Origin of the sequence: Agromyces neolithicus (assembly GCF_039529735.1) — a bacterium.
Taxonomy (GTDB): domain Bacteria; phylum Actinomycetota; class Actinomycetes; order Actinomycetales; family Microbacteriaceae; genus Agromyces; species Agromyces neolithicus.
In genome coordinates this window covers 1-21,396 of the sequence record NZ_BAAANJ010000007.1, presented here as the reverse complement: position 1 = coordinate 21,396, position 21,396 = coordinate 1, and the positions used below count along the sequence as shown (strand labels likewise).

At 69.1% G+C, this 21,396-nt stretch carries 23 protein-coding genes and 1 tRNA gene; 2 read left to right on the top strand and 22 right to left on the bottom strand.

The features are described 5' to 3' along the window. Nucleotides 1-9: 9 nt before the first annotated feature. The 4 genes from ABD164_RS10385 to ABD164_RS18035 all read right to left on the bottom strand — a co-directional run bounded on the left by ABD164_RS10385 (nt 10) and on the right by ABD164_RS18035 (nt 2,515). Nucleotides 10-726, bottom strand: coding sequence for an SOS response-associated peptidase (locus ABD164_RS10385; RefSeq protein ID WP_344295912.1), 717 nt, complete (start codon nt 724-726; stop codon nt 10-12). 51 nt (nt 727-777) lie between these two features. Then, the gene (locus ABD164_RS10380) at nt 778-1,506 is read right to left on the bottom strand and encodes a PDDEXK-like family protein (RefSeq protein ID WP_344295910.1); all 729 of its coding nucleotides are present in this window, start codon (nt 1,504-1,506) and stop codon (nt 778-780) included. Between the two features lie 454 nt (nt 1,507-1,960). Next, nucleotides 1,961-2,037, bottom strand: a tRNA-Pro gene (locus ABD164_RS10375). Between the two features lie 133 nt (nt 2,038-2,170). After that, entirely contained in the window at nt 2,171-2,515 is a 345-nt protein-coding gene (locus ABD164_RS18035; RefSeq protein WP_425545939.1) for an SDR family oxidoreductase, read from the bottom strand. A 3-nt stretch (nt 2,516-2,518) separates the two neighbouring features. Between ABD164_RS18035 and ABD164_RS10365 the strand changes: the two genes are divergently transcribed. Beyond that, complete coding sequence (locus ABD164_RS10365) at nt 2,519-2,749, top strand: hypothetical protein (protein ID WP_425545938.1); 231 nt, start codon at nt 2,519-2,521, stop codon at nt 2,747-2,749. 45 nt (nt 2,750-2,794) lie between these two features. Beyond that, nucleotides 2,795-3,418 carry a GNAT family N-acetyltransferase gene (locus tag ABD164_RS10360; protein ID WP_344295907.1) on the top strand — a complete coding sequence of 208 codons (624 nt, stop codon included), beginning with the start codon at nt 2,795-2,797 and terminating at the stop codon, nt 3,416-3,418. 3 nt (nt 3,419-3,421) lie between these two features. On the opposite strand, the gene ABD164_RS10355 is transcribed toward ABD164_RS10360, so the two are convergent. The 18 genes from ABD164_RS10355 to ABD164_RS10270 form a co-directional block, all read right to left on the bottom strand. Beyond that, entirely contained in the window at nt 3,422-4,303 is an 882-nt protein-coding gene (locus ABD164_RS10355; RefSeq protein ID WP_344295906.1) for a CHAD domain-containing protein, read from the bottom strand. Further along, the gene (locus tag ABD164_RS10350) at nt 4,303-4,539 is read right to left on the bottom strand and encodes a DUF167 domain-containing protein (RefSeq protein ID WP_344295905.1); all 237 of its coding nucleotides are present in this window, start codon (nt 4,537-4,539) and stop codon (nt 4,303-4,305) included. The genes ABD164_RS10355 and ABD164_RS10350 overlap by 1 nt, the downstream gene beginning before the upstream one ends. 48 nt (nt 4,540-4,587) lie before the next feature. Continuing rightward, complete coding sequence (gene der / locus ABD164_RS10345) at nt 4,588-6,105, bottom strand: ribosome biogenesis GTPase Der (RefSeq protein ID WP_344295903.1); 1,518 nt, start codon at nt 6,103-6,105, stop codon at nt 4,588-4,590. A gap of 53 nt (nt 6,106-6,158) precedes the next feature. Continuing rightward, on the bottom strand, nt 6,159-6,848 hold the full coding sequence (cmk, locus tag ABD164_RS10340) for a (d)CMP kinase (RefSeq protein WP_344295902.1): 690 nt from the start codon (nt 6,846-6,848) through the stop codon (nt 6,159-6,161). Continuing rightward, entirely contained in the window at nt 6,845-7,927 is a 1,083-nt protein-coding gene (locus ABD164_RS10335) for a prephenate dehydrogenase (RefSeq protein ID WP_344295900.1), read from the bottom strand. The genes cmk and ABD164_RS10335 overlap by 4 nt, the downstream gene beginning before the upstream one ends. Continuing rightward, a complete protein-coding gene (locus tag ABD164_RS10330; protein WP_344295899.1) occupies nt 7,924-8,736 on the bottom strand; it encodes a pseudouridine synthase in 813 nt (270 codons plus the stop codon). Before ABD164_RS10330 ends, ABD164_RS10335 begins: the two co-directional genes overlap by 4 nt. Beyond that, nucleotides 8,723-9,406 carry an SMC-Scp complex subunit ScpB gene (scpB, locus tag ABD164_RS10325; protein ID WP_344295898.1) on the bottom strand — a complete coding sequence of 228 codons (684 nt, stop codon included), beginning with the start codon at nt 9,404-9,406 and terminating at the stop codon, nt 8,723-8,725. Before scpB ends, ABD164_RS10330 begins: the two co-directional genes overlap by 14 nt. Continuing rightward, on the bottom strand, nt 9,396-10,244 hold the full coding sequence (locus ABD164_RS10320) for a segregation and condensation protein A (RefSeq protein ID WP_344295896.1): 849 nt from the start codon (nt 10,242-10,244) through the stop codon (nt 9,396-9,398). Before ABD164_RS10320 ends, scpB begins: the two co-directional genes overlap by 11 nt. A gap of 46 nt (nt 10,245-10,290) precedes the next feature. Then, complete coding sequence (locus tag ABD164_RS10315) at nt 10,291-11,178, bottom strand: ParA family protein (RefSeq protein ID WP_344295894.1); 888 nt, start codon at nt 11,176-11,178, stop codon at nt 10,291-10,293. Between the two features lie 43 nt (nt 11,179-11,221). Further along, nucleotides 11,222-12,127: a site-specific tyrosine recombinase XerD gene (gene xerD, locus ABD164_RS10310; protein ID WP_344295892.1), complete on the bottom strand. Its 906-nt coding sequence runs from the start codon at nt 12,125-12,127 to the stop codon at nt 11,222-11,224. Continuing rightward, the gene (locus ABD164_RS10305) at nt 12,124-12,762 is read right to left on the bottom strand and encodes an NUDIX domain-containing protein (protein ID WP_344295891.1); all 639 of its coding nucleotides are present in this window, start codon (nt 12,760-12,762) and stop codon (nt 12,124-12,126) included. The genes xerD and ABD164_RS10305 overlap by 4 nt, the downstream gene beginning before the upstream one ends. A 4-nt stretch (nt 12,763-12,766) precedes the next feature. Next, nucleotides 12,767-14,437, bottom strand: a complete 1,671-nt coding sequence (pyrG, locus tag ABD164_RS10300) for a CTP synthase (protein ID WP_425545942.1) — start codon at nt 14,435-14,437, stop codon at nt 12,767-12,769. Between the two features lie 171 nt (nt 14,438-14,608). Next, complete coding sequence (recN, locus tag ABD164_RS10295; protein WP_344295889.1) at nt 14,609-16,309, bottom strand: DNA repair protein RecN; 1,701 nt, start codon at nt 16,307-16,309, stop codon at nt 14,609-14,611. Between the two features lie 8 nt (nt 16,310-16,317). Beyond that, entirely contained in the window at nt 16,318-17,232 is a 915-nt protein-coding gene (locus tag ABD164_RS10290; RefSeq protein WP_344295888.1) for an NAD kinase, read from the bottom strand. Next, a complete protein-coding gene (locus ABD164_RS10285) occupies nt 17,229-18,038 on the bottom strand; it encodes a TlyA family RNA methyltransferase (protein WP_344295886.1) in 810 nt (269 codons plus the stop codon). The genes ABD164_RS10290 and ABD164_RS10285 overlap by 4 nt, the downstream gene beginning before the upstream one ends. A gap of 3 nt (nt 18,039-18,041) precedes the next feature. Then, nucleotides 18,042-18,266 (bottom strand): hypothetical protein, encoded by a 225-nt coding sequence (locus ABD164_RS10280; RefSeq protein ID WP_344295885.1) that lies wholly within the window; start codon nt 18,264-18,266, stop codon nt 18,042-18,044. A gap of 77 nt (nt 18,267-18,343) precedes the next feature. After that, nucleotides 18,344-19,378 carry an HAD-IIA family hydrolase gene (locus ABD164_RS10275; protein WP_344295883.1) on the bottom strand — a complete coding sequence of 345 codons (1,035 nt, stop codon included), beginning with the start codon at nt 19,376-19,378 and terminating at the stop codon, nt 18,344-18,346. After that, a complete protein-coding gene (locus ABD164_RS10270; protein ID WP_344295882.1) occupies nt 19,353-21,197 on the bottom strand; it encodes a primosomal protein in 1,845 nt (614 codons plus the stop codon). Before ABD164_RS10270 ends, ABD164_RS10275 begins: the two co-directional genes overlap by 26 nt. Between the last annotated feature and the right edge of the window lie 199 nt (nt 21,198-21,396).

Sequence of the window (21,396 nt, the reverse complement as noted above, 5' to 3'; positions counted from 1 at the left end):
CCGATCGGGTCAGGAGCCGCTCGTTTCGAGCGGCTCGATGAGCGACGGGTCGGTCGGATCGATGCGCCGGTGGTTGTTCACGCGCGGATCGACCTCGTACTCGGTGATCGTCGGGGCCACGTGGTCGGATGCCTCGATCAGGAAGTCGACCATCGCCTGCATGCCGCCCGCGTCGAGCTTCGTGGGGTCGAGGTAGCGATCGACCGCATCGAGCGGAAGGTAGACCGGCATGCGGTCGTGGATCTCACCGCTCGCGTCACGCGCCTCGCGAGTGATGATCGACGTCGAGACCTGCCAGGTGCCGTCGTCGAGCTTGCGCGCCGTCGAGATGCCGGCTGCCGCGAGCAGGTCGTCGGGCCCGCGCAGGAAATGCGCCTGCTTGTGGCCGGGCTCACCCGTCCACTCGTAGTAGCCGTGCATCGGCACGATGCAGCGGCCTGACGCGAACGCGCCCTTCCACAACCCATTCGTCGCGACCGTCTCGATGCGGCTGTTGAACTGCGGCCGCTTGGAGTCGCGCATGAACGACGGATGGAAACTCCACACCGCCGGCTCGACACGACGCACGAACGCCCCGGTCGCGGAGTCAGCCCGTTCGCGCACGATCGGCACAGAGTCGGTCGGGGCGAGACTGAACCGGGGCTCCCAGTCGTCGTAGTCGTTCTCGGCGTCGAACACCTCGGTCAGGTCGGTGACCTTCTGCGAGACGACGAACCTTCCACACATGGCAACTCCCCCTCGATCGTCTCACCAAATTCTCGCAACGATCTCGCCGGTTCAAGGCACTCGCGACAGTCGGTACTGGTCATAGCCGCCGACGTGGATCGCCTGCAGCCCTCCAACTGCCACAACCGGGATCAGATAGTACGCGAGATCTCCGTCGACAATGAAGAAGTCATCGATCTCGTCCGGATCGTACGTTCGGCGTTCGCGACGCGAGCTTGAGAGATAGACCTTCCACGTGTCTCCTGCCCGTGTCGTCGTCGTCTTCACCTGAACCCGGCGGATCCCCATGTCGATGCAGACAAGCAGGTCGTAGCGACTGGGTTCGAGCGGCCACGAGACATCATGGCCACACAGCGTGAACCAGGCAGCCGCGAGAAGCGAACCGGCCCGATCGAGGCGGGCGATGTCCGGCTCAAATCCGCCATTTGTTGTGTCAGCAGGCTGTAACACCCTCAGATGTGATGCGTCGAGGTCGAGGCGAGCCGCGTGACCCTTCACCCGGGCAATTGCGGACGAATCGCCGAGCCCGAGCATCTGGACGACGTCCGACCAAGTGCCGGCAGCCGCTATTGCCGCACGAAGACCATCGTCGGTCCAGCGACGCTGCCCTCTGAAGTGGCGGTAGTCGAGGCCGAGACGATCGGCGCGCGAACGCACCGACCTCATTGCTCCCGCGGAAGTGGCAACCAGACCGAGTTCACGCAGTAGGCCCCGCCAGGAGATCGAAGTCGCGATCGCATCGGCGAGCTGCTCATCGGTATACGTCCGTTCCCACGCCACATCTAGACCCTATGAGGGACCACCCACGTGCGATCGTGAACCGCGATCTCGTTACTGCCGTCCAACCGCATCGGGGTGAACCTCGAAGCCAAATGTTCGGCCCGTCTCGCCAAGCGCATGATTGCGCCCACAAACGGCAGTCATCTCCCAGAGCCAGTAAACGCTCCGTGCATGGCCGGAATCCAGGGCAGCGAGACCAAGAGTCAGTTCGTACAACTTTTCGACGCCAATGGAGAGCATGGTGAGGGCACAGCCCTGTTGCCTGTCCAGATGTACGATCGCCCCGCCCACGCCGTACCGGCCTGTGGCCGCGATCCCGCTCACCCCTCGGCCTTTGGACGGGTTTCGGACGGGACTTCCGATCCCGGGAAACGACAAACGCCCCCTTCCGAAGAAGGAGGCAATGTCGTCGATGTCTCGACACATCTGTAAACGATGTCTCGACACATCACAATGGTCGGGCTGACAGGATTTGAACCTGCGACCCCCTGACCCCCAGTCAGGTGCGCTACCAAGCTGCGCCACAGCCCGAAGTCATCTGCTTCTCGCAGAAGACAACTTGACCATCATAGCGGCATCCGCCGGGGTGCTCGTGCACGCGACGGGCGGCCGGGTGATCTTGCAGAGCACTCGGCCGCCCTCTACTGATGGGCAAACCTTCCGATCAGCGCGCGGTGTACCCGCCGTCGACGACGAGCTCGGAGCCCGTCATGAACGACGCGTCGTCGCTCGCGGCGAACAGGATGACCGCGGCGACCTCTTCGGGCCTGCCGAGGCGGCCGACGGGCTCGGCGCTGCCCACGCGTCCTCCCCCGCCGCACTGCTGCGCTCGGCGCTGGGCGACGAACTCGACGAGATCCGCGACCGCCACCTGAGCGAACCGGCCGCTGCACGCGACATCCGTGCCGCCCTCAATGCCGTCACGGTCGCCGTACTCGAGCACGTGCAGGCGCACCGGGCGATCTACCGCCGCAGCCTGCCTTCGCTCGACGAGAGCGCCGGGCTGCATGCGATGCTCGGCTCGCACTTCGAGGTGGCGGCCAGAATGCTGCTCGAGCAGCACCGCATCGAGTTGCCGGCTCACGATGGTCGCACCGTGCCGCTCGCCACCGCCGCCCGATTCATCGCCTACGGCGTGGTCGGGGCGATCGAGGCCTGGGTCGCTGAAGAGCCGCCTCGGCCGATCGACGACCTCGTCAGCGACATCCGTCTTCTGCTGCCCGCATGGTGGCCGATCGGTTGACGCCCCCGGCCGTTGAATGTCAGTCGCCGCCTATACCGTGGAAGCATGATGACCGAGGTGACCGACGATCTCGAACCCGCGCCGCTGCGCGTCGTTCCGGCCGACACGACGCCCTTCGCCGACGTCGAGGCGGTATTCGGCACGAGGGGCGACCCGGCGCACTGCTGGTGCCAGTGGTACAAGATTCCCGGCAGCAACTGGCGCGGCATCGGCGACGAGGCGCTGCGAGATCGGCTCGAGGCCCAGCTGAACGCCCCCGGGGCCGGTCCTGGCCTGCTCGCCTACGACGGCGACGAGCCGGTCGGCTGGTGCGCAGTCGAGCCCAGGGCGAACCTTCCACGGCTGAAGAGCAGCCGGCTCATCGCCGGCCACACGCCGAATCCCGACTTCGACGAGCCCGGCATCTGGTCGATCTCGTGCTTCGTGGTGCCTCGTGCCTACCGCCGTCGCGGCGTCGGCCGTGCACTCGCCGAGGCCGCGGTCGAGTTCGCGCGTGCGAACGGGGCGCGCATCGTCGAGGGCTATGCGATAGACGCGACCAAGCACGAGAAGATCCCCGCGGCCGATCTCTTCCACGGCACGGTGTCGATGTTCGCCGACGCCGGCTTCACCGAGGTCGGCCGACCGAACGCCGACCGGGCGATCATGCAGCTCAGGCTGCGCGATTAGCGGTCAGGCCGACTTCTTCAACCACCTGGCCCGCTTGCGCAGCGTACGCAACGCATCGGGCAGGTCGTCGAGTCGCCGCGCCGCGCCGGCCAGCGCGGCGTCGGCGACCGCCGTGTACGCGTCGATCGGCTCGCCCTCGACGCTGGCATCCTCGCCCGCCTGCTGCACCTGCATCGCGAAGAGCACTTCGTCACGGTGATCGCCCAGCACGTCCTGAACGTCTTGCGCCGCATCCGCGACCTCGGCGACCTCGTCGCCGAATACCACCGCGCGAACCTCGGTGACTGCCTCGCACGCGTAGCGCAACCGCCGCGCGGCCTTTCGCAGTCGGTGCAGCGAGTCGAGGTCATCGGTCGCGCCGCGCGCGGCCCTGCGCACGCGGCGGTACTCCCGCTCGAGCAGGCGCGCCAACGCCTTCGGGGCATGACGCGAGGCACGACCCGCATACGGCGGCGCCGAGACGAACTCCAAAATGCCCTGCCCGTGTCCGCCCACCCCGAGGAACGCAACGAGATCGGCGTGCGCGGCACGGTAGCGCGCCTGCTCGTCATCGACGAGTCGTTCGCGCATCTCACGCGGCGAGTCACCGGTCAGATGGCGCTGCGCGTGCTCGACGCGAACTTCGAGGTCGCGCACCCTGCCGAGCGCATCACCGACTTCGGCGAGCGAGGCACGCAACTGCTCCACGGCCGCCCGCTCGAACAGCGGCCGGAAGGTCCGCAGCACGCTCCGCAGGCGCCGCACGAGAATACGCGCCTGATGCACGGCGTCGGGTTCGTCGACGACGGCGGCGCGTTCGGCCTCGTCGAGCTGCACGATCAGCGCCGTCAGCGCGGCAACGACCGCCGAGCCGGCGGCATCGAACGTGACATCCGACCTCGTCATCAGTCCTCCTCGATGCGCACGCGCTTGACGCGCGAGGTGTCTCCGCGCAGTATGTGCACGCGCCGTCGCGGCACGCCGTAGTGAGCGGCCAGCGCTGCGACGACGCCCTCGTTGGCCGCACCGTCGACGGCACGCTCACGTACGAACACCACGGCCGCTGCCGACGGGTCGTCGACGAGCGGCTCGACGAGGGGACCCTTGCGGCTGCCGGGCTTCACCCGAACCGTGATGTCCATCACTCCACCAAGCGGTACCGTGCACGCAGGCCGTTGCGATCGCCGCCGCTACCGCTGCCGCTTCTCACGCACCCGCATGTTCACGACGATCGGCGAGCCCTCGAACCCGTAGATCTCGCGCAGACGACGCTGGATGAACCGGCGATAGCCCGGGTCGAGGAACCCGGTCGTGAACAGCACGAATGTCGGCGGACGACTCGCGGCCTGCGTGCCGAACAGGATTCGCGGCTGCTTGCCACCGCGCACCGGGTGAGGGTGCTCCTGCGTGAGTTCGGTGAGGAACGCGTTGAACTTGCCCGTCGCGATGCGGGTGTCCCACGACTCGAGCGCCGTCTCGAGGGCGGGCACGAGCTTCTCGAGGTGCCGGCCGGTGCGGGCAGAGATGTTCACGCGAGGCGCCCACGCGACGTGATGCAGGTCCTTCTCGATCTCACGCTCGAGGTACCGACGGCGGTCGTCATCGAGCAGGTCCCACTTGTTGTAGGCGAGCACGAGCGCACGGCCCGACTCGAGCACGAGGTCGATGATGCGCACATCCTGTTCCGAGATCGGCTGCGACACGTCAAGCAGCACGACGGCGACCTCGGCCTTCTCGAGCGCGGCCTGGGTGCGCAACGACGCATAGAAGTCGGCGCCCTGCTGCAGGTGCACCCGGCGGCGGATGCCTGCGGTGTCGACGAAGCGCCAGATCTTGCCGCCGAGCTCGATCTGCTCGTCGACCGGGTCGCGTGTGGTGCCGGCGAGCTCGTTGACGACGACGCGCTCTTCGCCCGCAGCCTTGTTCAGCAACGAGCTCTTGCCCACGTTCGGGCGGCCGAGGATGGCGACACGGCGGGGACCGCCGAACTCGTCTTTCGCGACGGCCGACACCTGCGGCAGCACCTTGAACACCTCTTCGAGCATGTCGGCGACCCCGCGACCGTGCAGTGCTGACACGGGGTATGGCTCTCCGAGCCCCAGGTTCCACAGCGCGGCGGCCTCGGGCTCTTGGCGGGCGTCGTCGACCTTGTTGGCCACGAGGAACACGGGCTTCTTGGTCTTGCGCAGCAGTCGCACGACGTGCTCGTCGGTCGCCGTGGCGCCCACGGTCGCGTCGACGACGAACATGACGACGTCGCAGAGGTCGATCGCGACCTCGGCCTGCGCGGCAACCGAGGCATCGATGCCGCGTGCGTCGGGCTCCCACCCGCCGGTGTCGACGAGCGTGAAGCGGCGGTCGAGGAACTCGCCCTTGTACGACACCCGGTCGCGCGTGACGCCAGGGGTGTCTTCGACGACGGCCTCGCGACGCCCGAGGATGCGGTTCACGAGCGCCGACTTGCCCACGTTCGGGCGGCCGACGATCGCGATCACCGGCAGCGCGGGCAGGTAACGGATGCCCTCTTCACCCTCGGCCGAGTGCTCGAGCACCTCAAGGTCGTCTTCGTCGAGCTCGTAGTCGGAGAGCCCCGAGCGCAGCGCGGCCGCCCGCTGGTCTGCAAGGTCGTCGTCGACGTCGGCGAGCCGTTCGGCGAGATCGTCGTCGACGGTCTCCTCGTCGTCATACTCGTCGCGCTGGTCGGTCATTTCTTCTCCTCGAGTCGGCAGGGCGCGTCATCACGACGCGAGCCCCGCTCTATTCAACCAGTGACCGGCTGGGAGGATCGGATGACCCCGATCACGGCCTCGACCGTCTGGTCGAAGTCGAGCTCGGTCGAGTCGACGGTGGTCACCCCGTCGGCGGCGGTCATGAAGTCGACGACCTTCGCGTCGGCCGCGTCGCGCCGGCGCATCTGCTCGCCCACGTCAGACGTCGACGAGCCGACGAGCTCTGCCGAGCGGCGCGCGGCGCGCACGTCTTCCGACGCCGTGAGCAGGATGCGCACCGGGGCGTCGGGGGCGACGACGGTCGTGATGTCGCGCCCCTCGACGACGATGCCGGGCGCCGCGTCGGCGGCCATGATCGCGCGGAACAACTCGATCAGGTGCGTACGCACCTCGGGCACGCGCGCAACGCGGCTGACCACGGCCGAGATCTGCGGGTCGCGGATGGCGTCGGTCACGTCGGCTTCGCCGACGTGCACGGCGTACCCGGCCGGGTCGGTTCCGATGCGGTAGTCGAAACTCGCGAGGCTCGAGATGACGGATGCCGCGTCGTCGGTGTCGATGCCAGACGCCTCGGCATGCCACGCGAGTGCCCGATAGGCCGCGCCCGTGTCGAGGAACCCGTAGCCGAGGCGCCGGGCCACCTCTTTCGACACGCTCGACTTGCCGCTGCCCGCGGGTCCGTCGACGGCGACCACGAATGGGGTGACGGGTGACACGTTCAACCTGCAATCCGCCAGCCGCGCGCGGCCAGCTCGTCGGTGAGGCGCTCGAGCACCTCGGGGAGTACGGAGATCTCGGCGAGACCGACCTGGGCGCCCGGCGAGTGCTCGAGCCGCAGGTCTTCGATGTTCGCGCCGGCGTCGCCGACGTCGTTGAAGAGCTTCGCGAGCTGCCCCGGCCGGTCGTCGACCATGACGGTGAGGCTCGCGTACCGGCGGTCGACGCCGTGCTTGCCGGGCAGGCGTTCGAAGCCGGTGTTGCCGCCGAAGAGCTCTTCGGCGACGCGGCGGCGCGCGCCCGGGGCATCCATGTTCTCGAGCGCGTCGATGAACCGGTCGAGGTCGTCGCGGTAGCCGCGCAGGATCTCGAGGACCGGCTGCGCGTTCTGGCCGAGGATCTGCACCCACAGTTCGGGATCGCTCGCGGCGATGCGCGTGACGTCGCGCAGCCCTTGCCCCGCGAGGTTCACCGATGCGTGCGGCGCCTCGATGAGCCGGCGCGCCATGAGGCTCGACACGACCTGCGGCACGTGCGAGACGAGGGCCACGGCGGCGTCGTGCTGTTCGGGGGTGAGCTCGACGAGCGTGGCGCCGAGATCGAGGATGAGGTCGTCGATCGCTGACGCGTCCTGGTACGAGACGTTGCCGTGATCGACCACCACCCACGGGCGGCCGACGAACAGGTCGGCACGCGCCGACATGGGCCCGCCCCGCTCGCGCCCGGCCATCGGGTGGGTGCCGATGTAGCGCGACAGGTCGGCGCCGCGGTCGCGCAGGCTCTCGAAGACGGCGACCTTCACGCTCGCGACATCCGTCACGATCGCCTCGGGGAACGCGTCGAGCTCGGCCGCGACCACGTCGGCCGTGACGTCGGGCGGCACGCACACGACGATGAGCTGCGGCCGGTCGCCGGGCGTTGCCGGCCGGCCGGCGCCGTAATCGACCGAGATCGCGAGGTGCGTCGGCGACGCATCGGCGAGGATCACCTCGATGCCCTTCGCCCGCAGTCCCAGGCCGATGCTGGAACCGAGCAGTCCGACGCCGACGATGCGCACCGGCCCGGTCAGGCGTGATTCGGTCACTCGTCGTCCTCCTCGGGTTCGGTGTCGACGGAGCGGCTGATCGTGAGCAGCCCGCCGAGCTCGGCCGGGGTCAACGGCCGCAGGTGGCCCGAGCGCAGGGTGCCGAGATTGAGCGGCCCGAAGCTGCGGCGCACCAGGTCGACGACCGGATGTCCCACCGCATCCATCATGCGCCGCACGATGCGGTTGCGGCCCGAGTGCAGCGTGAGTTCGACCATCGTGTGCCGCTCGTCGGCCTGCTGCTGCAGGATGCGGGCCTTGTCGGCCGCGATCGGCCCGTCGTCGAGGTCGACGCCGTTCTTGAGCCGCTGAATCGTCTGGGGGGTGACTTTGCCCTTGACCTTCGCGATGTAGGTCTTCGACACGCCGAACGAGGGGTGCGCGAGCACATGCGCGAGCTCGCCGTCGTTGGTGAGCACGAGCAGCCCGCTGGTCTCGGCGTCGAGCCGTCCGACGTTGTACACGCGCTCGTCGAGTTCGTCGGTGAACCGGCGCAGATCAGGCCGGCCCTGCTCGTCGCGCATCGACGACACCACGCCGCGAGGCTTGTTCAGCATGTAGTAGCGCTTCGCGGTGTCGAGTTGCACGGCGACGCCGTCGACCGAGACGTGGTCGGTCGCCGGGTCGATGCGAGTGCCGAGTTCGGTGACGACGCGGCCGTTCACCTCGATGCGGCCCTCGACGATGTAGTTCTCGACGACGCGCCGGCTCGCGACGCCCGCCGCCGCGAGCACCTTCTGCAGGCGCACCCCCTCGGGCGCGTGCGCACCGCCGGTCCCTGAGCCCGTCGAAGCGTCATCGGTGGTCAAGGTCGAATCCCTCCTGGCCGTCGTCGAGCAACGGCGAGATGTGCGGCAGCTCGTCGAGCGAGTTGATGCCGAGATTGGTGAGCAGCAGATCGGTGGTGCCGTAGAGGATCGCACCGGTCTCGGCATCGGTCGACACCTCGGTGACGAGCCCACGGCCGAGCAGCGTACGTACGACCGAGTCGACGTTCACCGCCCGGATCGACGCGACGTGCGACCGCGAGATCGGCTGCTTGTACGCGATCACCGACAGCGTCTCGAGCGCCGCCTGCGACAGTTTCGTCGACGACTGCGTGATCACGAAATCCGCCACCAGCGCGTCGTACTCGGCGCGCACGTAGAAGCGCCAGCCGCCGCCGACCTCGCGAAGTTCGAAACCGCGACGGATGCTCCGTGCCTCGCCATCGTCTCGGGCGGTGTCGGTGCGGGGCTCGCCCGAGGGGCCGCCGCCGTCGTAGTCGGCCCTCAGCCGTGCGATCGACGCCCGTACCTCGGCCACCGGCCGGGCGACGGCAGCCGCGAGGTGCACGACGCTCTGCGGCTCGTCGGCGATGAACAGGATCGCCTCGAGCGCCCGATCGAGGTCGAGCCGGGGCTGGCCCGGCACGTCGAGCGGGGTCGCCACCGACAGCTCGGGCCCGGCCCCCTCCGCGACATCCGTCTCATTCGTCATAGTCGGCTCCCAGGCTCTCGAGGTTGTCATCAGACCAGGTCTCTGCGGCCCAGTGCAGGGTCAGCTCACCGAGCGGCTCGAGCTGATCGAATCCGATCGCCGAGTGCCGGTACAGCTCGAGTACGGCAAGGAATCGTGCGACGACGACGCCCGGCTGGCCCACGCCGGCGATGAGCTGGCGGAACGTGACCGGGTCGCCGCGCCGCAGCACCGCCACGACATGTGCGGCCTGCTCGCGGATCGACACGAGCGGTGCGTGCAGGTGGTCGAGGCCGACCACCGGGATCTCACGCGGCGTCAGCGCCAGTGTGGCGATCGCCGCGAAGTCGGCGGCAGACAGCGTCCACTTCAGCTCGGGCGGCTGCTGGCGGAACCGCTCTTCGAGGCGCACCGTGCGCGCATGCCGCGAACCCTCGGCCTCGAGGCGACCGCCGAACCACCGCGCCGCCTCTTTGAACGCCCGGTACTGCAGCAGCCGCGCGAACAGCAGGTCGCGGGCCTCGAGCAGCGCCACGTCTTCGGCGTCGACGAGTTCGCCCTGCGGCAGCAATCCCGCGACCTTCAGGTCGAGCAGGGTCGCGGCGACCACGAGGAACTCCGACGCGCGGTCGAGCTCCTCTTCGGAGTCGAGTCCCCTCAGATACGAGATGAACTCGTCGGTCACCTTCGACAGCGACACCTCGGTGATGTCGAGTTCGTGCTTCGCGATGAGCGAAAGCAGCAGGTCGAAGGGGCCCTCGAAGTTCGTCAGGGCGACACGGAATCCGGCGCCGGGCGCGTCGGGCGCGTCGGGCGCGACATGGGCGTCGGCGGCATGATCTTCGCTCGGCTCCGTCATACCCGGCGCCCCGACCGGCGTGTGCTGCTGCGAAGCCGACGCGGCCTCAGGCGACCGCGCCACGGAAGACCAGCTCCCTGGCCAACTGCCGGTAGGCCTTCGACGCCTGATGCTCAGGGGCGAACTCGGTGATCGGCGTCGCCGCGACGGTCGCGTCGGGGAACTTCACGGTGCGTGTGATCACGGTCTCGAGCACCTTGTCGCTGAAGGCGTCGACGACCCGCTCGAGCACCTCGCGCGAGTGCAGGGTGCGTGCGTCGTACATGGTCGCGAGAATGCCGTCGAGCTGGATCGCCGGGTTGAGGCGGTCGCGCACCTTGTCGATGGTCTCGATGAGCAGTGCCACGCCGCGCAGCGCGAAGAACTCGCACTCGAGCGGGATCACGACGCCGTGGCTCGCGGTGAGCGCGTTCACGGTGAGCAGGCCGAGCGAAGGCTGGCAGTCGATGAGGATCACGTCGTAGTCGGGTGCGACCCGGCGCAGCACGCCGGCGAGGATCTGCTCGCGAGCGACCTCGGTGACGAGATGCACCTCGGCCGCCGACAGGTCGATGTTCGCGGGAATCACGTCGAGATTGGCGACCCCGGTCGACTGGATCACGTCGCGGGGGTCGAGTTGGCGCGAAAGCAGCAGGTCGTAGATGGTTGGCACGTCGTGTGTCTGCACGCCGAGACCAGCCGAGAGCGCCCCCTGCGGGTCGAAGTCGATCGCGAGCACCCGGCGGCCGTAGTCGGCGAGCGTCGCACCGAGGTTGATCGTCGTCGTGGTCTTGCCGACGCCGCCCTTCTGGTTGCACAGGGCGATGATGCGGGCGGGGCCGTGCGCCTTCAGCACCGCCGGCTCGGGGAAGTCGCGAAGAGGTCTACCTGTCGGGCCCAGCTCCGGCTCGAGCGACGCGATTCCATCGGCCGGATCGTGCTGGTGCTGCGTCACGTGTCGTCTTCTCTCGATGTTCGGGCGAGTTGCTTGGTCGATTCTAGCGAGCACGCGGGTGGGCTGCCGTGTACATCTCGCGGAGTGTATCGGCTGTGACGAGCGTGTATATCTGCGTCGTGGCCACCGATGCGTGCCCGAGCAGCTCTTGGACGACCCGCACATCGGCCCCTCCCTCGAGCAGGTGGGTCGCGAACGAGTGTCGCAGGGTATGCGGTGACACCGCCGCCTCGATGCCGGCGCGATCGGCCGCGACACGGATCACGTCCCATACGGCCTGGCGCGACATGCGCCTGCCGCGCACGCCGAGGAACAGTGCCGGAGTTGCGCTGCCTCGCGCCGAGAGCAGCGGACGCGCACGCACGAGGTAGGCGTCGACCGCGCGCCGCGCATAGCTGCCGAGCGGCACGACGCGCTGTTTGCCGCCCTTGCCGAACAGCCGCACGACCTCGTCGTCGACGAGGTCATCGACGTTCAGCGACACCGCTTCGGTGACGCGCGCACCCGTCGCGTACATCAGCTCGAGTAGGGCGACGTCGCGGATCTCGGCGACCTCATCACCGCCGGCCGCCGCGATGAGCGCCTCGACGTCTTCGACGGGGATCGCCTTCGGCAACCGCATCGGCGACTTCGGCGGGCGAAGCTCTCGAGTCACGTCTGCCTCGATCACGCCTTCGTCTGCCAGGAATCGATGCAGTCCGCGCACCGCCGAGAGTACCCGCGCGATCGACGCGGTCGAGAGCGTGGGTTCGCGATCGGCGCCGAGGAAGCGCACGAAGTCACCCAGGTCGCGCTCACTGACGGCACCCGGCCCGGCGACGCCACGTGCCTCGAGCCAATGGCCGTAGATCGCGAGGTCGCGTCGATACGAGGTGATCGTGTTGCGTGCGAGCCCGCGTTCCACGGCGAGGTGCCGCAGGTACTCGTCGACCGGCGCACTCGCGGTCATCGCGGCGCCGAAGGCTCCCCGGCACGCGACCGGCTCGGCCACGGGGCATCCGGCGCGCCCAGCGTCTGCCACCCGCGTGCGCGTGCCGCCTGCGCGGCGAGCACCGCGATCGACAACGGCGCGTTGTGGATGCTGCGGCCGAGCACCGCGTCGACGCACTCGTCGAGCGACACCCAGCGCAGCTGCATGTCGGCCTCTTCGTCTTCGCGCGCGAACACCTCGTCGGTAGCGCGCAGGTCGCGCGCCAGATAGACGCGGATCACCTCGTTGCTGCCGCCGGGCGACGTCGCGAAATCGGCGAGCACCGCCCATTCGGATGCCTCGAGGTCGGCCTCTTCGGCGAGCTCGCGCTGCGCCGTCGCGAGCGGATCTTCGCCCTCGACGTCGAGCAGGCCCGCCGGGATCTCCCAGTCGCGGGTGCGCACCGGGTGCCGGTACTGCTTGATGAGCAGCGCGCGATCGTCGGCGTCGAGCGCGAGCACGCCGACGGCGCCGGTGTGAGCCATGTACTCGCGCACGATCTGCCGGCCGCCGAGTTCGAAGGTGTCGCGACGGATGTCCCATACCCGGCCCTCGAGTACCCGCTCGCTCTCGACGAGCGGGTACTCGACTGGTTCGTCGACGAGGTCGGCCATCGCGTCAGTCGTTGTCGTCGTCGAAGAGTTGGCTCGCGAGATGGCGGTCGAGCGCCGCGGCGACGAGCCCCCGGAACAGCGGATGCGCATCGTTCGGGCGGCTGCGCAACTCGGGGTGCGCCTGCGTGCCGACGTAGAACGGGTGCACGTCGCGCGGCAGTTCGACGAACTCGACGAGGTGCCGGTCGGGCGACATGCCCGAGAACGACAGCCCCGCCTCGGCGATGCGGTCACGGAACGAGTTGTTGACCTCGTAGCGGTGACGGTGCCGCTCTGAGACCTCGGTCGAGCCGTAGAGCTCGGCCGCGATCGAGCCGTCGTCGAGCTTCGCCGGGTAGAGCCCCAGGCGCATGGTGCCGCCGAGGTCGCCGCCGGCGATGATCTCGACCTGCTCCTCCATGGTCGCGATCACCGGGAACCGCGTGTCGGGGTCGAACTCGCTCGACGAGGCGCCTTCGAGGCCGACCACGTTGCGCGAGTACTCGATGACCATGCACTGCAGGCCGAGGCAGAGCCCGAGCACCGGAATGCCGTTCTCGCGCGCGAAGTGCAACGCGCCGAGCTTGCCCTCGATGCCGCGCACCCCGAACCCGCCGGGCACGCAGATGCCGTCGAGGTGGGCGAGGTGCCGCTGTGCTCCCTCGGGAGTCTGGCACTCGTCAGACGGGATCCACTCGACCGTGACCTTGGTGTCATTGGCGAACCCGCCGGCCCGCAGCGCCTCGGTGACCGAGAGGTAGGCGTCGGGCAGGTCGATGTACTTGCCGACGAGACCGATGGTGACGTCGTGCTTGGGCTCGTGCACGACCCGAAGCAAGTCGCTCCAGCCCGACCAGTCGACGTCGTCGGCCTTGACATCGAGGCCGAGCGCCTCGATGAGGTAGGCGTCGAGCCCCTGGTCGTGCAGCATCGTGGGGATGTCGTAGATCGACGGCACGTCGACGGCATTCACCACGGCGGCCTCGTCGACGTCGCACATGAGGGCGATCTTGCGCTTGTTCGCCTCGGTGACGGGTCGGTCGCTGCGCAGTACGAGTGCGTCGGGCTGGATGCCGATCGAGCGCAGTGCCGCGACCGAGTGCTGCGTGGGCTTGGTCTTCTGCTCACCCGACGCGCCCATGTAGGGCACCAGTGAGACGTGCACGAAGAACACGTTCTTGCGGCCCAACTCGTGGCGCACCTGCCGCGCCGACTCGATGAACGGCTGCGATTCGATGTCGCCGACCGTGCCGCCGATCTCGGTGATGATGACGTCGGGCTTGGGCGTCTCGCTCGCCTGCAGGCGCATGCGGCGCTTGATCTCGTCGGTGATGTGCGGGATGACCTGCACGGTGTCGCCGAGGTACTCGCCGCGCCGCTCCTTGGCGATGACCGTCGAGTAGATCTGGCCGGTGGTGACGTTCGCGGCTTGGCTCAGGTTGATGTCGAGGAAGCGCTCGTAGTGCCCGATGTCGAGGTCGGTCTCTGCACCGTCGTCGGTGACGAAGACCTCGCCGTGCTGGAACGGGTTCATCGTTCCGGGGTCGACGTTCAGGTAGGGGTCGAGCTTCTGCATGACCACCCTGAGGCCCCTGGCCGTCAGCAGGTTGCCGAGACTGGCGGCGGTGAGCCCCTTGCCCAACGAAGAAACGACACCACCTGTCACGAAGATGTGCTTGGTCGTGTCGTCGGAAATGCCCGAACTGGAAATATTGTCTTGGCTCGAAAGAGCTCTGCCGCGTTCATCCACCACGGGCTTATAGTCTAACCGACGTTCGCCGCCGTTCGTCGCGACATGCCCCACGCGTTCCCCCTTCGTCGTACCGGAGCCGGGTGACTCCGACCTGTGCGGCGCATCGCCTCGCGTTCATGCGGCGCGATCCGCGGCGATCTCGAGCAATTCCCGGGCGTGTGCGAGCCCGCTCTCGGAGTCGGAGAGCCCCGACAGCAGCCGGGCCATCTCGGCCTCGCGCTCGGCCCCCGTGAGCTGCCGTACGCTCGACGCCGTGACCGCGCCGTCGGTGCCCTTGACCACGCTGAGGTGGTTCGTCGCGAATGCCGCGACCTGCGCGAGGTGCGTCACGACGATCACCTGCGAGCGTTCGGCGAGGCGTGCGAGGCGACGGCCGATCTCGATCGCGGCCGCACCGCCGACCCCGGCGTCGACCTCGTCGAACACGAACGTGGGAACCGGGTCGGTGCCGGCGATCACGACCTCTATGGCGAGCATGACCCGCGAGAGTTCGCCGCCCGAGGCGCCGCGCGCCACCGGGCGAGGCTCGGTGCCGGGGTGCGGACGCAACAGGATCGCGACCGTGTCGCGCCCATGCGCGGTCGGCTCGGCGGTGGGCTCGAGGCTCACGCTCAACACGGCGTCGGGCATCGCCAGTGCCGCGAGCTCGCGGGTCACCGCATCGGCGAGCCGCGCTGCCGCTTCGGTGCGAAGCTCGGTGACCCTCGACGCGAGTCGATCGACCTCGGACTCGAGCTCGACGACCGCGGCCTCGAGCTCGGCGATGCGCTCGTCGTCGCCGTCGAGCTCGACGAGCCGCAACCCCCCGTCACGACGAAAGACGAGCACATCGTCGAGCGAACCACCGTGTCGGCGGATGAGCGCGGCGAGCACCGCCCGCCGTTCCTGCACGACCTCGAGTTCGCGCGCCCCGTCGGCGTCGAGCCCGGCGAGGTACCCGGCGAGCTCGGCCGCCGCATCGGCGAGCAGGAACCCGGCGTTCGTCAGCGCCTCGGCGATCGGCGCGAGCGCTGGGTCGTGCCCGACGACCTTGTCGAGGTGACGGCGTGCAGCCTCGACGAGGGTGACCGAGTCTGGAGTGTCATCGACGATCTCATCGGCCGACACGAGGGCGCGGGCCTGCGCGGCCGCGACCCGCAGCTCTTCGAGGTTCGAGAGACGGTCGGCTCGTTCGGTCAGCTCGACGTCTTCACCGGGTTGCGGATCGGCCGCCTCGACCTCGTCGAGGTCGGAACGCAACGCCTCGGCCTCACGTGCCCGCGCGTCGTGCGCCTCACGCAGGCGAACGAGCTCGGCGGCGTCGGCCCGCCAGCTCGTGTACGCGGCGCGGTACGCCTCGAGCGCGTCGTGCAGCGCCGGGCCCGCGAACCGATCGAGCGCTTCGCGTTGGGCCGCCGCAGACCGCAGCCGCTGCTGATCGGCCTGCCCGTGCACGACGACGAGTTCGTCGCCGAGTTCGCCGAGCACCCCGACCGGCGCACTGCGCCCACCGACGACAGCTCTGCTGCGCCCCTCGGACGACACCGATCGCCCGAGCAGCAGTTCACCCGCCTCGACCTCGCCGCCCGTCTCGGCGACGCGCTCGGCGATGACACCGTCGTCGGGCACGAGCCAACGGCCCTCGACCCATGCCTGCTTGGCGCCCGAACGCACCGCTGCCGCGTCGGAGCGGGCGCCGAGCAGCAGCCCGAGCGCCGTGACGACCATGGTCTTGCCCGCGCCGGTCTCACCGGTCACGGCCGTGAAGCCTGCCCCGAGCGGAAGCGTCGCCTCGGCGATGACCCCGAGATCGCGAATACCGAGCTCTTCAATCATCGCAGCCCTCAATCACGGCCCACCGGCCCCTTCCAGCCGGTGACCGGCAGCTGGAACTTGTTCACGAGCCGGTCGGTGAACGGCGCCTCGTGCAAGCGGGCGAGTCGAACGGGCACGTCGGACTTGCGCACGATGACACGGGCGCCTGGCGGAAGATCGAACGAACGTCGACCATCGCACCAGATGACCGCCGACGTCTCGGTGCGCTCGAGCACTTCGACCGCGAGTGACGACTCGGGGCCGACGACGAGCGGGCGAGCGAACAGCGCGTGCGCGCTGAGCGGAACGAGCAGCAGGGCGTCGACGCTCGGCCACACGATGGGCCCGCCGCCCGAGAACGAGTACGCCGTCGAACCCGTCGGCGTAGACATCACGACGCCGTCGCAGCCGAACGACGACAGCGGCCTGCGGTCGACCTCGATGACGACCTCGAGCATGCGCTCGCGCTCGGCCTTCTCGACCGTGGCCTCGTTGAGCGCCCAACTCTCGTAGACCACCTCGGCGCCGACCTTGGCCCTCACCGAGATCGTCATGCGCTCTTCGACCACGTAGTCGCGCGCGAGCGCCCGCGCGATCGTGTAGCCGAGGTCGTCGCGCTCACTCTCTGCCAGGAACCCGATATGGCCGAGGTTCACGCCCAACAGGGCGACGGGCACCTCGCGCACGATCTCGGCGGCGCGCAGGATCGTGCCGTCGCCGCCGAGCACGATGACGAGCTCGATGCGACCGGGATCGACGTCTTCGAAGCGCACGACGCCGCCGTTCAGCTCGGGGAGATGCGCGTGCACGTCGTCCCACTGCTCGGAGGCGATCACGGGAACGGCACCGGCGGCGATCAACTGCGTGCAGACCTCGCCGGTCGCTTCGAGCGCAGATCGCCGACCCGTGTGCGAGACGACCAGGAAGTGCCGTGCGTCATTCACGCGTGAGCTCCTCCTGCCAGTTCGTCGACCCGACCTGACCATTCTGTCGGATTCGTGCCCCCGATCGCGCTCAGGTGCACGAGGTACTCGAGGTTTCCATGACCGCCGGCGATTGGGGAGGACAAGACACCGACGGTGCCGAGACCGACGTCGAACGCCGCCCACAGCACGTTCATGACCGCCTCCGAGCGCAGCTGCGCGTTGCGCACGACCCCCTCGCGCACTCCCCCGCGCCCCACCTCGAACTGCGGTTTCACGAGCAGCACGAAGTCGGCATCGTCGACGGCGGTCGCCCGCAGCGCCGGCAGCACGGTCGTGAGCGAGATGAACGAGAGATCAGCCGTGACCAGCGAAGGGCGTTCGTCGATGCCGGTGAGGGCCGCGAGCGTCGCCGCATCGAGGTTGCGCACATTGCACCCCTCGACGAGCACGAGCCCCGCGGCACGGGTGAGTTCGCGAGCGAGCTGGCCGTGGCCGACATCGACCGCGAGCACCGTTCGCGCTCCCCTCTCGAGCAGCACCTGGCTGAAACCGCCGGTCGAGGCGCCGGCGTCGAGCACGACGCGCCCGGCGGGCTTCACCGCGAAGCCGTCGAGCGCGGCGATGAGCTTGTGCGCGGCGCGACTCACGTAATGATCGGATGCCGCGACCGCGAGTTCGGCGTCGTCGCCGACCTTGTGCGACGGCTTGACGACCGGGCGACCGTCGACGGTCACCTCGCCGGCCGCGATGAGCGTGGCAGCGTGCGTGCGCGAGCGGGCGAGCCCACGGGCGGCCAGTGCCGCGTCGAGTCGCTGTTCGGTCATCGCTCAGCGAGCGTGCGGATCGGATTGCTCGAGCTCGACGCGAAGGCGGTCGGCGAGTGCCTGGTAGCCGGGTGCCCGCTCGTCGAGCGGCTGCTGTTCGATATCGAGAATCGCCTGCGCAGCGGCATCGGATGCTGCGCCGGCTTCGTCGGGCGCCGGGCCGGGGTCTCGCTCGACCGACGACCGCGTGCGCTCGTCGGCGGAGTCGGTCACGTCGTCAGTGCTCACCCGACAACGCTACCCCGTGCCCGCGAAGAGTCGCCCGCCCACACGCGATCGGCACACCGGGTCGGTGCCCGAACACGTCACGCGTAGAGGCGCTCGGGAACGTCGAGCGCGTGAATCGCGACTCCCGACTCCCAGATCACCGTGCACGCCGCGCGCAACAGGTCGAGTCCCCCGGCGCCTTCGTCGATGATGCGCACCCGATTGCCCTCGAGTTGCACACGGGCGCCGCCGACCCGCACGGCACCGCCGCGCACCCGTTCGGCGACGGAGTACGGCCGATGCAACTCGCGCAGGTCGCCGAGGATGAAGTCGGGCCGGCTGGCCGCATCGGCGGCGAGCAGCTGCTTCGCCCGGTCGATGCCGGTCAGTACGACCGCGCTCGCCATGCCCGAGCGGTTCGCACCGAGGATGTCGGTGTCGAGGCGATCGCCCACGACCAGCGGTGATGCCGCATCGAACCGGCGTCGGGCTTCGTCGAAGATCGGCGTTTCGGGCTTTCCGGCGACGAGCGGGAAGCGCCCGACCGCAGTGTGCACCGCCGACACGAGCGTGCCGTTGCCCGGCGCGATGCCACGCGCGACCGGAATCGTCCAGTCCATGTTGGTCGCGATCCACGGGATGCCCGGCGTCGCGGCATCCGGCCCGCCGTTCGCATTCAGCGCGAACGCGGCCTCGGCGAGGTGGGTCCAGGCGATGTCGGGCGCGAACCCCTGCACGACCGCGTCGGGAGCGTCGTCGGCGGAACGCGTGACCCGGTAGCCGCGCTTCTCGAGTTCGGTGACGATGCCCTCGCCGCCGACCACGAGCACGAGTGCGCCCGGCGCCACCTGCTCGTCGAGCAGGTGCATCGCCGCCTGCGGCGAGGTGACCACGTCGTGCGGGGTGACCTCGAGTCCGAGTTCGGCGAGATGGCGGGCGACGGATGCATCGCTCCGCGAGGCGTTGTTCGTGATGTACCCGACCGGGCGGTCGGCCTTCACCCGGTTGAGGCTCTCGACCGCGTGCCGGATCGCGTGGGGTCCGGCGTAGACCACGCCGTCGAGATCGGCGAAGACGGCATCGACGCCCGCGAGGGGCGACGCCGCCTCAGTGCGCGCTCGGAACAGCGCCATCGCGCCCACCCTCGTTCGATTCGGTGTCGTGCGCCTCCGCCTCGTTCGACTCTGCCACGTTCGACTCTGCATCGTTCGATTCGGCGTCGAGCGCCTCGCCCTCGGCGATGACCGCCGCGACGTCGTCCTCGAGCACCGCTCCGGGGTCGTCGTGGTTGGGCTCGGATTCGGTTGCGGGCTCGGATTCGGCTGCGGGCTCGGCCTGGGCTTCGGGCTCGGGCTCGCCCTCCTCCTCGATCTCGAAGATCTCAACGAGCTCGGCCTCGGCCGGTGCGCCGAGCGCCGCCTCTGCACGAGCCGTGCGGGCGCGCCATTCGGCTGCCTCAGCGGTGCGTCCGAGTTCTTCGAGTACTTCCGCGTAGGCGGAGAACAGCGCTGGGCTGTACGAGTACGCACGATCAGGGTCGAGTTGCGGGATCTCGAGCTCGGCAAGCGCCAGCTCGGGCTGCCCGAGGTCGAGCCGGGCACCCGACATCGCGATGGCGAGGCTCACCTGCACGGCGACGGGAAGTTCGGCCCGATCGACCGCACGACCGACCTCGAGCGCACGGTCGGGACGACCGACGCCACGCTCGCTGTCGACCATGAGCGGAAGCTGGTCGTTGCTGCCCGAGATGCGGCGATACGTGCGGAGTTCGCGTAAGGCGAGCGAGAAGTCACCCGTCGCGTAGGCGGTGATCGCGAGCGTCTCGCGGACGACCGCGATGCGGCCCGCGCGGCGCGCGGCCGAGGTCGCATGCTGGTGCGCGAGTTCGGGATCGTCATCCAAGAACTCGGATGCCGCGACCAGGTGCCGCGCGACCCAGTCGGCGTTCTCCTTGCTGAGCGTCTTCAGTTCGGCACGCGCGCCCTTGTCGAGATCACGCGGTTCGATGCGCTCGGGAATCACGGGGTCGTCGTGGCGCGGCCTGACGGCGAGATCGGAGGCGCCGTAGCGTTCGCGCGACGCGTCATCGGTACGCGCGCTCGAGCGGTCATCGCCTCGCCGGTCGCCGTAGGGCTTCCGAACGTCGCGGTCGCCGTGCGGCTTGCGGTCGCGGTCACCATAGGGGCGCTTCGCGTCGCGTTCGCCGTACGGCTTGCGATCGCGGGCATCATATGGCTTGCGCTCGCGATCCCCATAGGGGCGCTTCGCATCACGGTCACCGTACGGCTTGCGCTCGCGATCCCCATAGGGGCGCTTCGCATCACGGTCACCGTACGGCTTGCGATCGCGGGCATCATATGGCTTGCGCTCGCGGTCACCGTACGACTTGCGCTCGCGGTCGCCCGTTCCGCGCTGGCCGTCCCGGTCTCCATATGGCTTGCGGTCGCGATCACCATAGGCGCGCTTCGCGTCGCGTTCGCCGTACGGCTTGCGGTCACCGTGCGGCTTGCGATCGCGGTCGCCATATGGCTTGCGGTCGCGATCCCCATAGGGACGCTTCGCGTCACGGTCGCCATACGGCTTGCGATCACCGTCGCCACCCGGCCTACGGTCACGGTCACCATACGGCCTGCGGTCACGGTCGCTGTAGGGCTTGCGGTCGCCTGACTGCGCTCGGCTCTCCCGCTCGCCGTAGGGCTTCCGATCTCCATAGGGCTTGCGCTCTCCATGGTGCTTGCGGTCGCGATCACCATAGGACGTGCGCTCACCGGTCGAGGAAGAGCGGTTCGAGCCACGGTCGCCGTGCGACTTCGCCGCCTGGCGATCATCGTGCCCGCTCTTGCCCGCGGGCGGGCGGGCGCTCGAGCGGCCTGCTCCGTGCGGTCGCTCGGCGCCGCGCTCGCCCCGCTTGGGGCGCTCCTGGTCTGCCGAGTCGTTCCTCGAATCGCTCACGCTGTTCCTGTCGTGTGTGTGGAGTCTCGATGGACTCAACCGTACTGCCGAGGCCGTGGAACGGCCTGTTAACGAGAAAATGGCCACCCGCCAGCGCTCGCAATTGAGCACTGTGGGTGGCCATTCCTCAATGAATGTCCGGCGGTGTCCTACTCTCCCACAGGGTCCCCCCTGCAGTACCATCGGCGCTGCGAGTCTT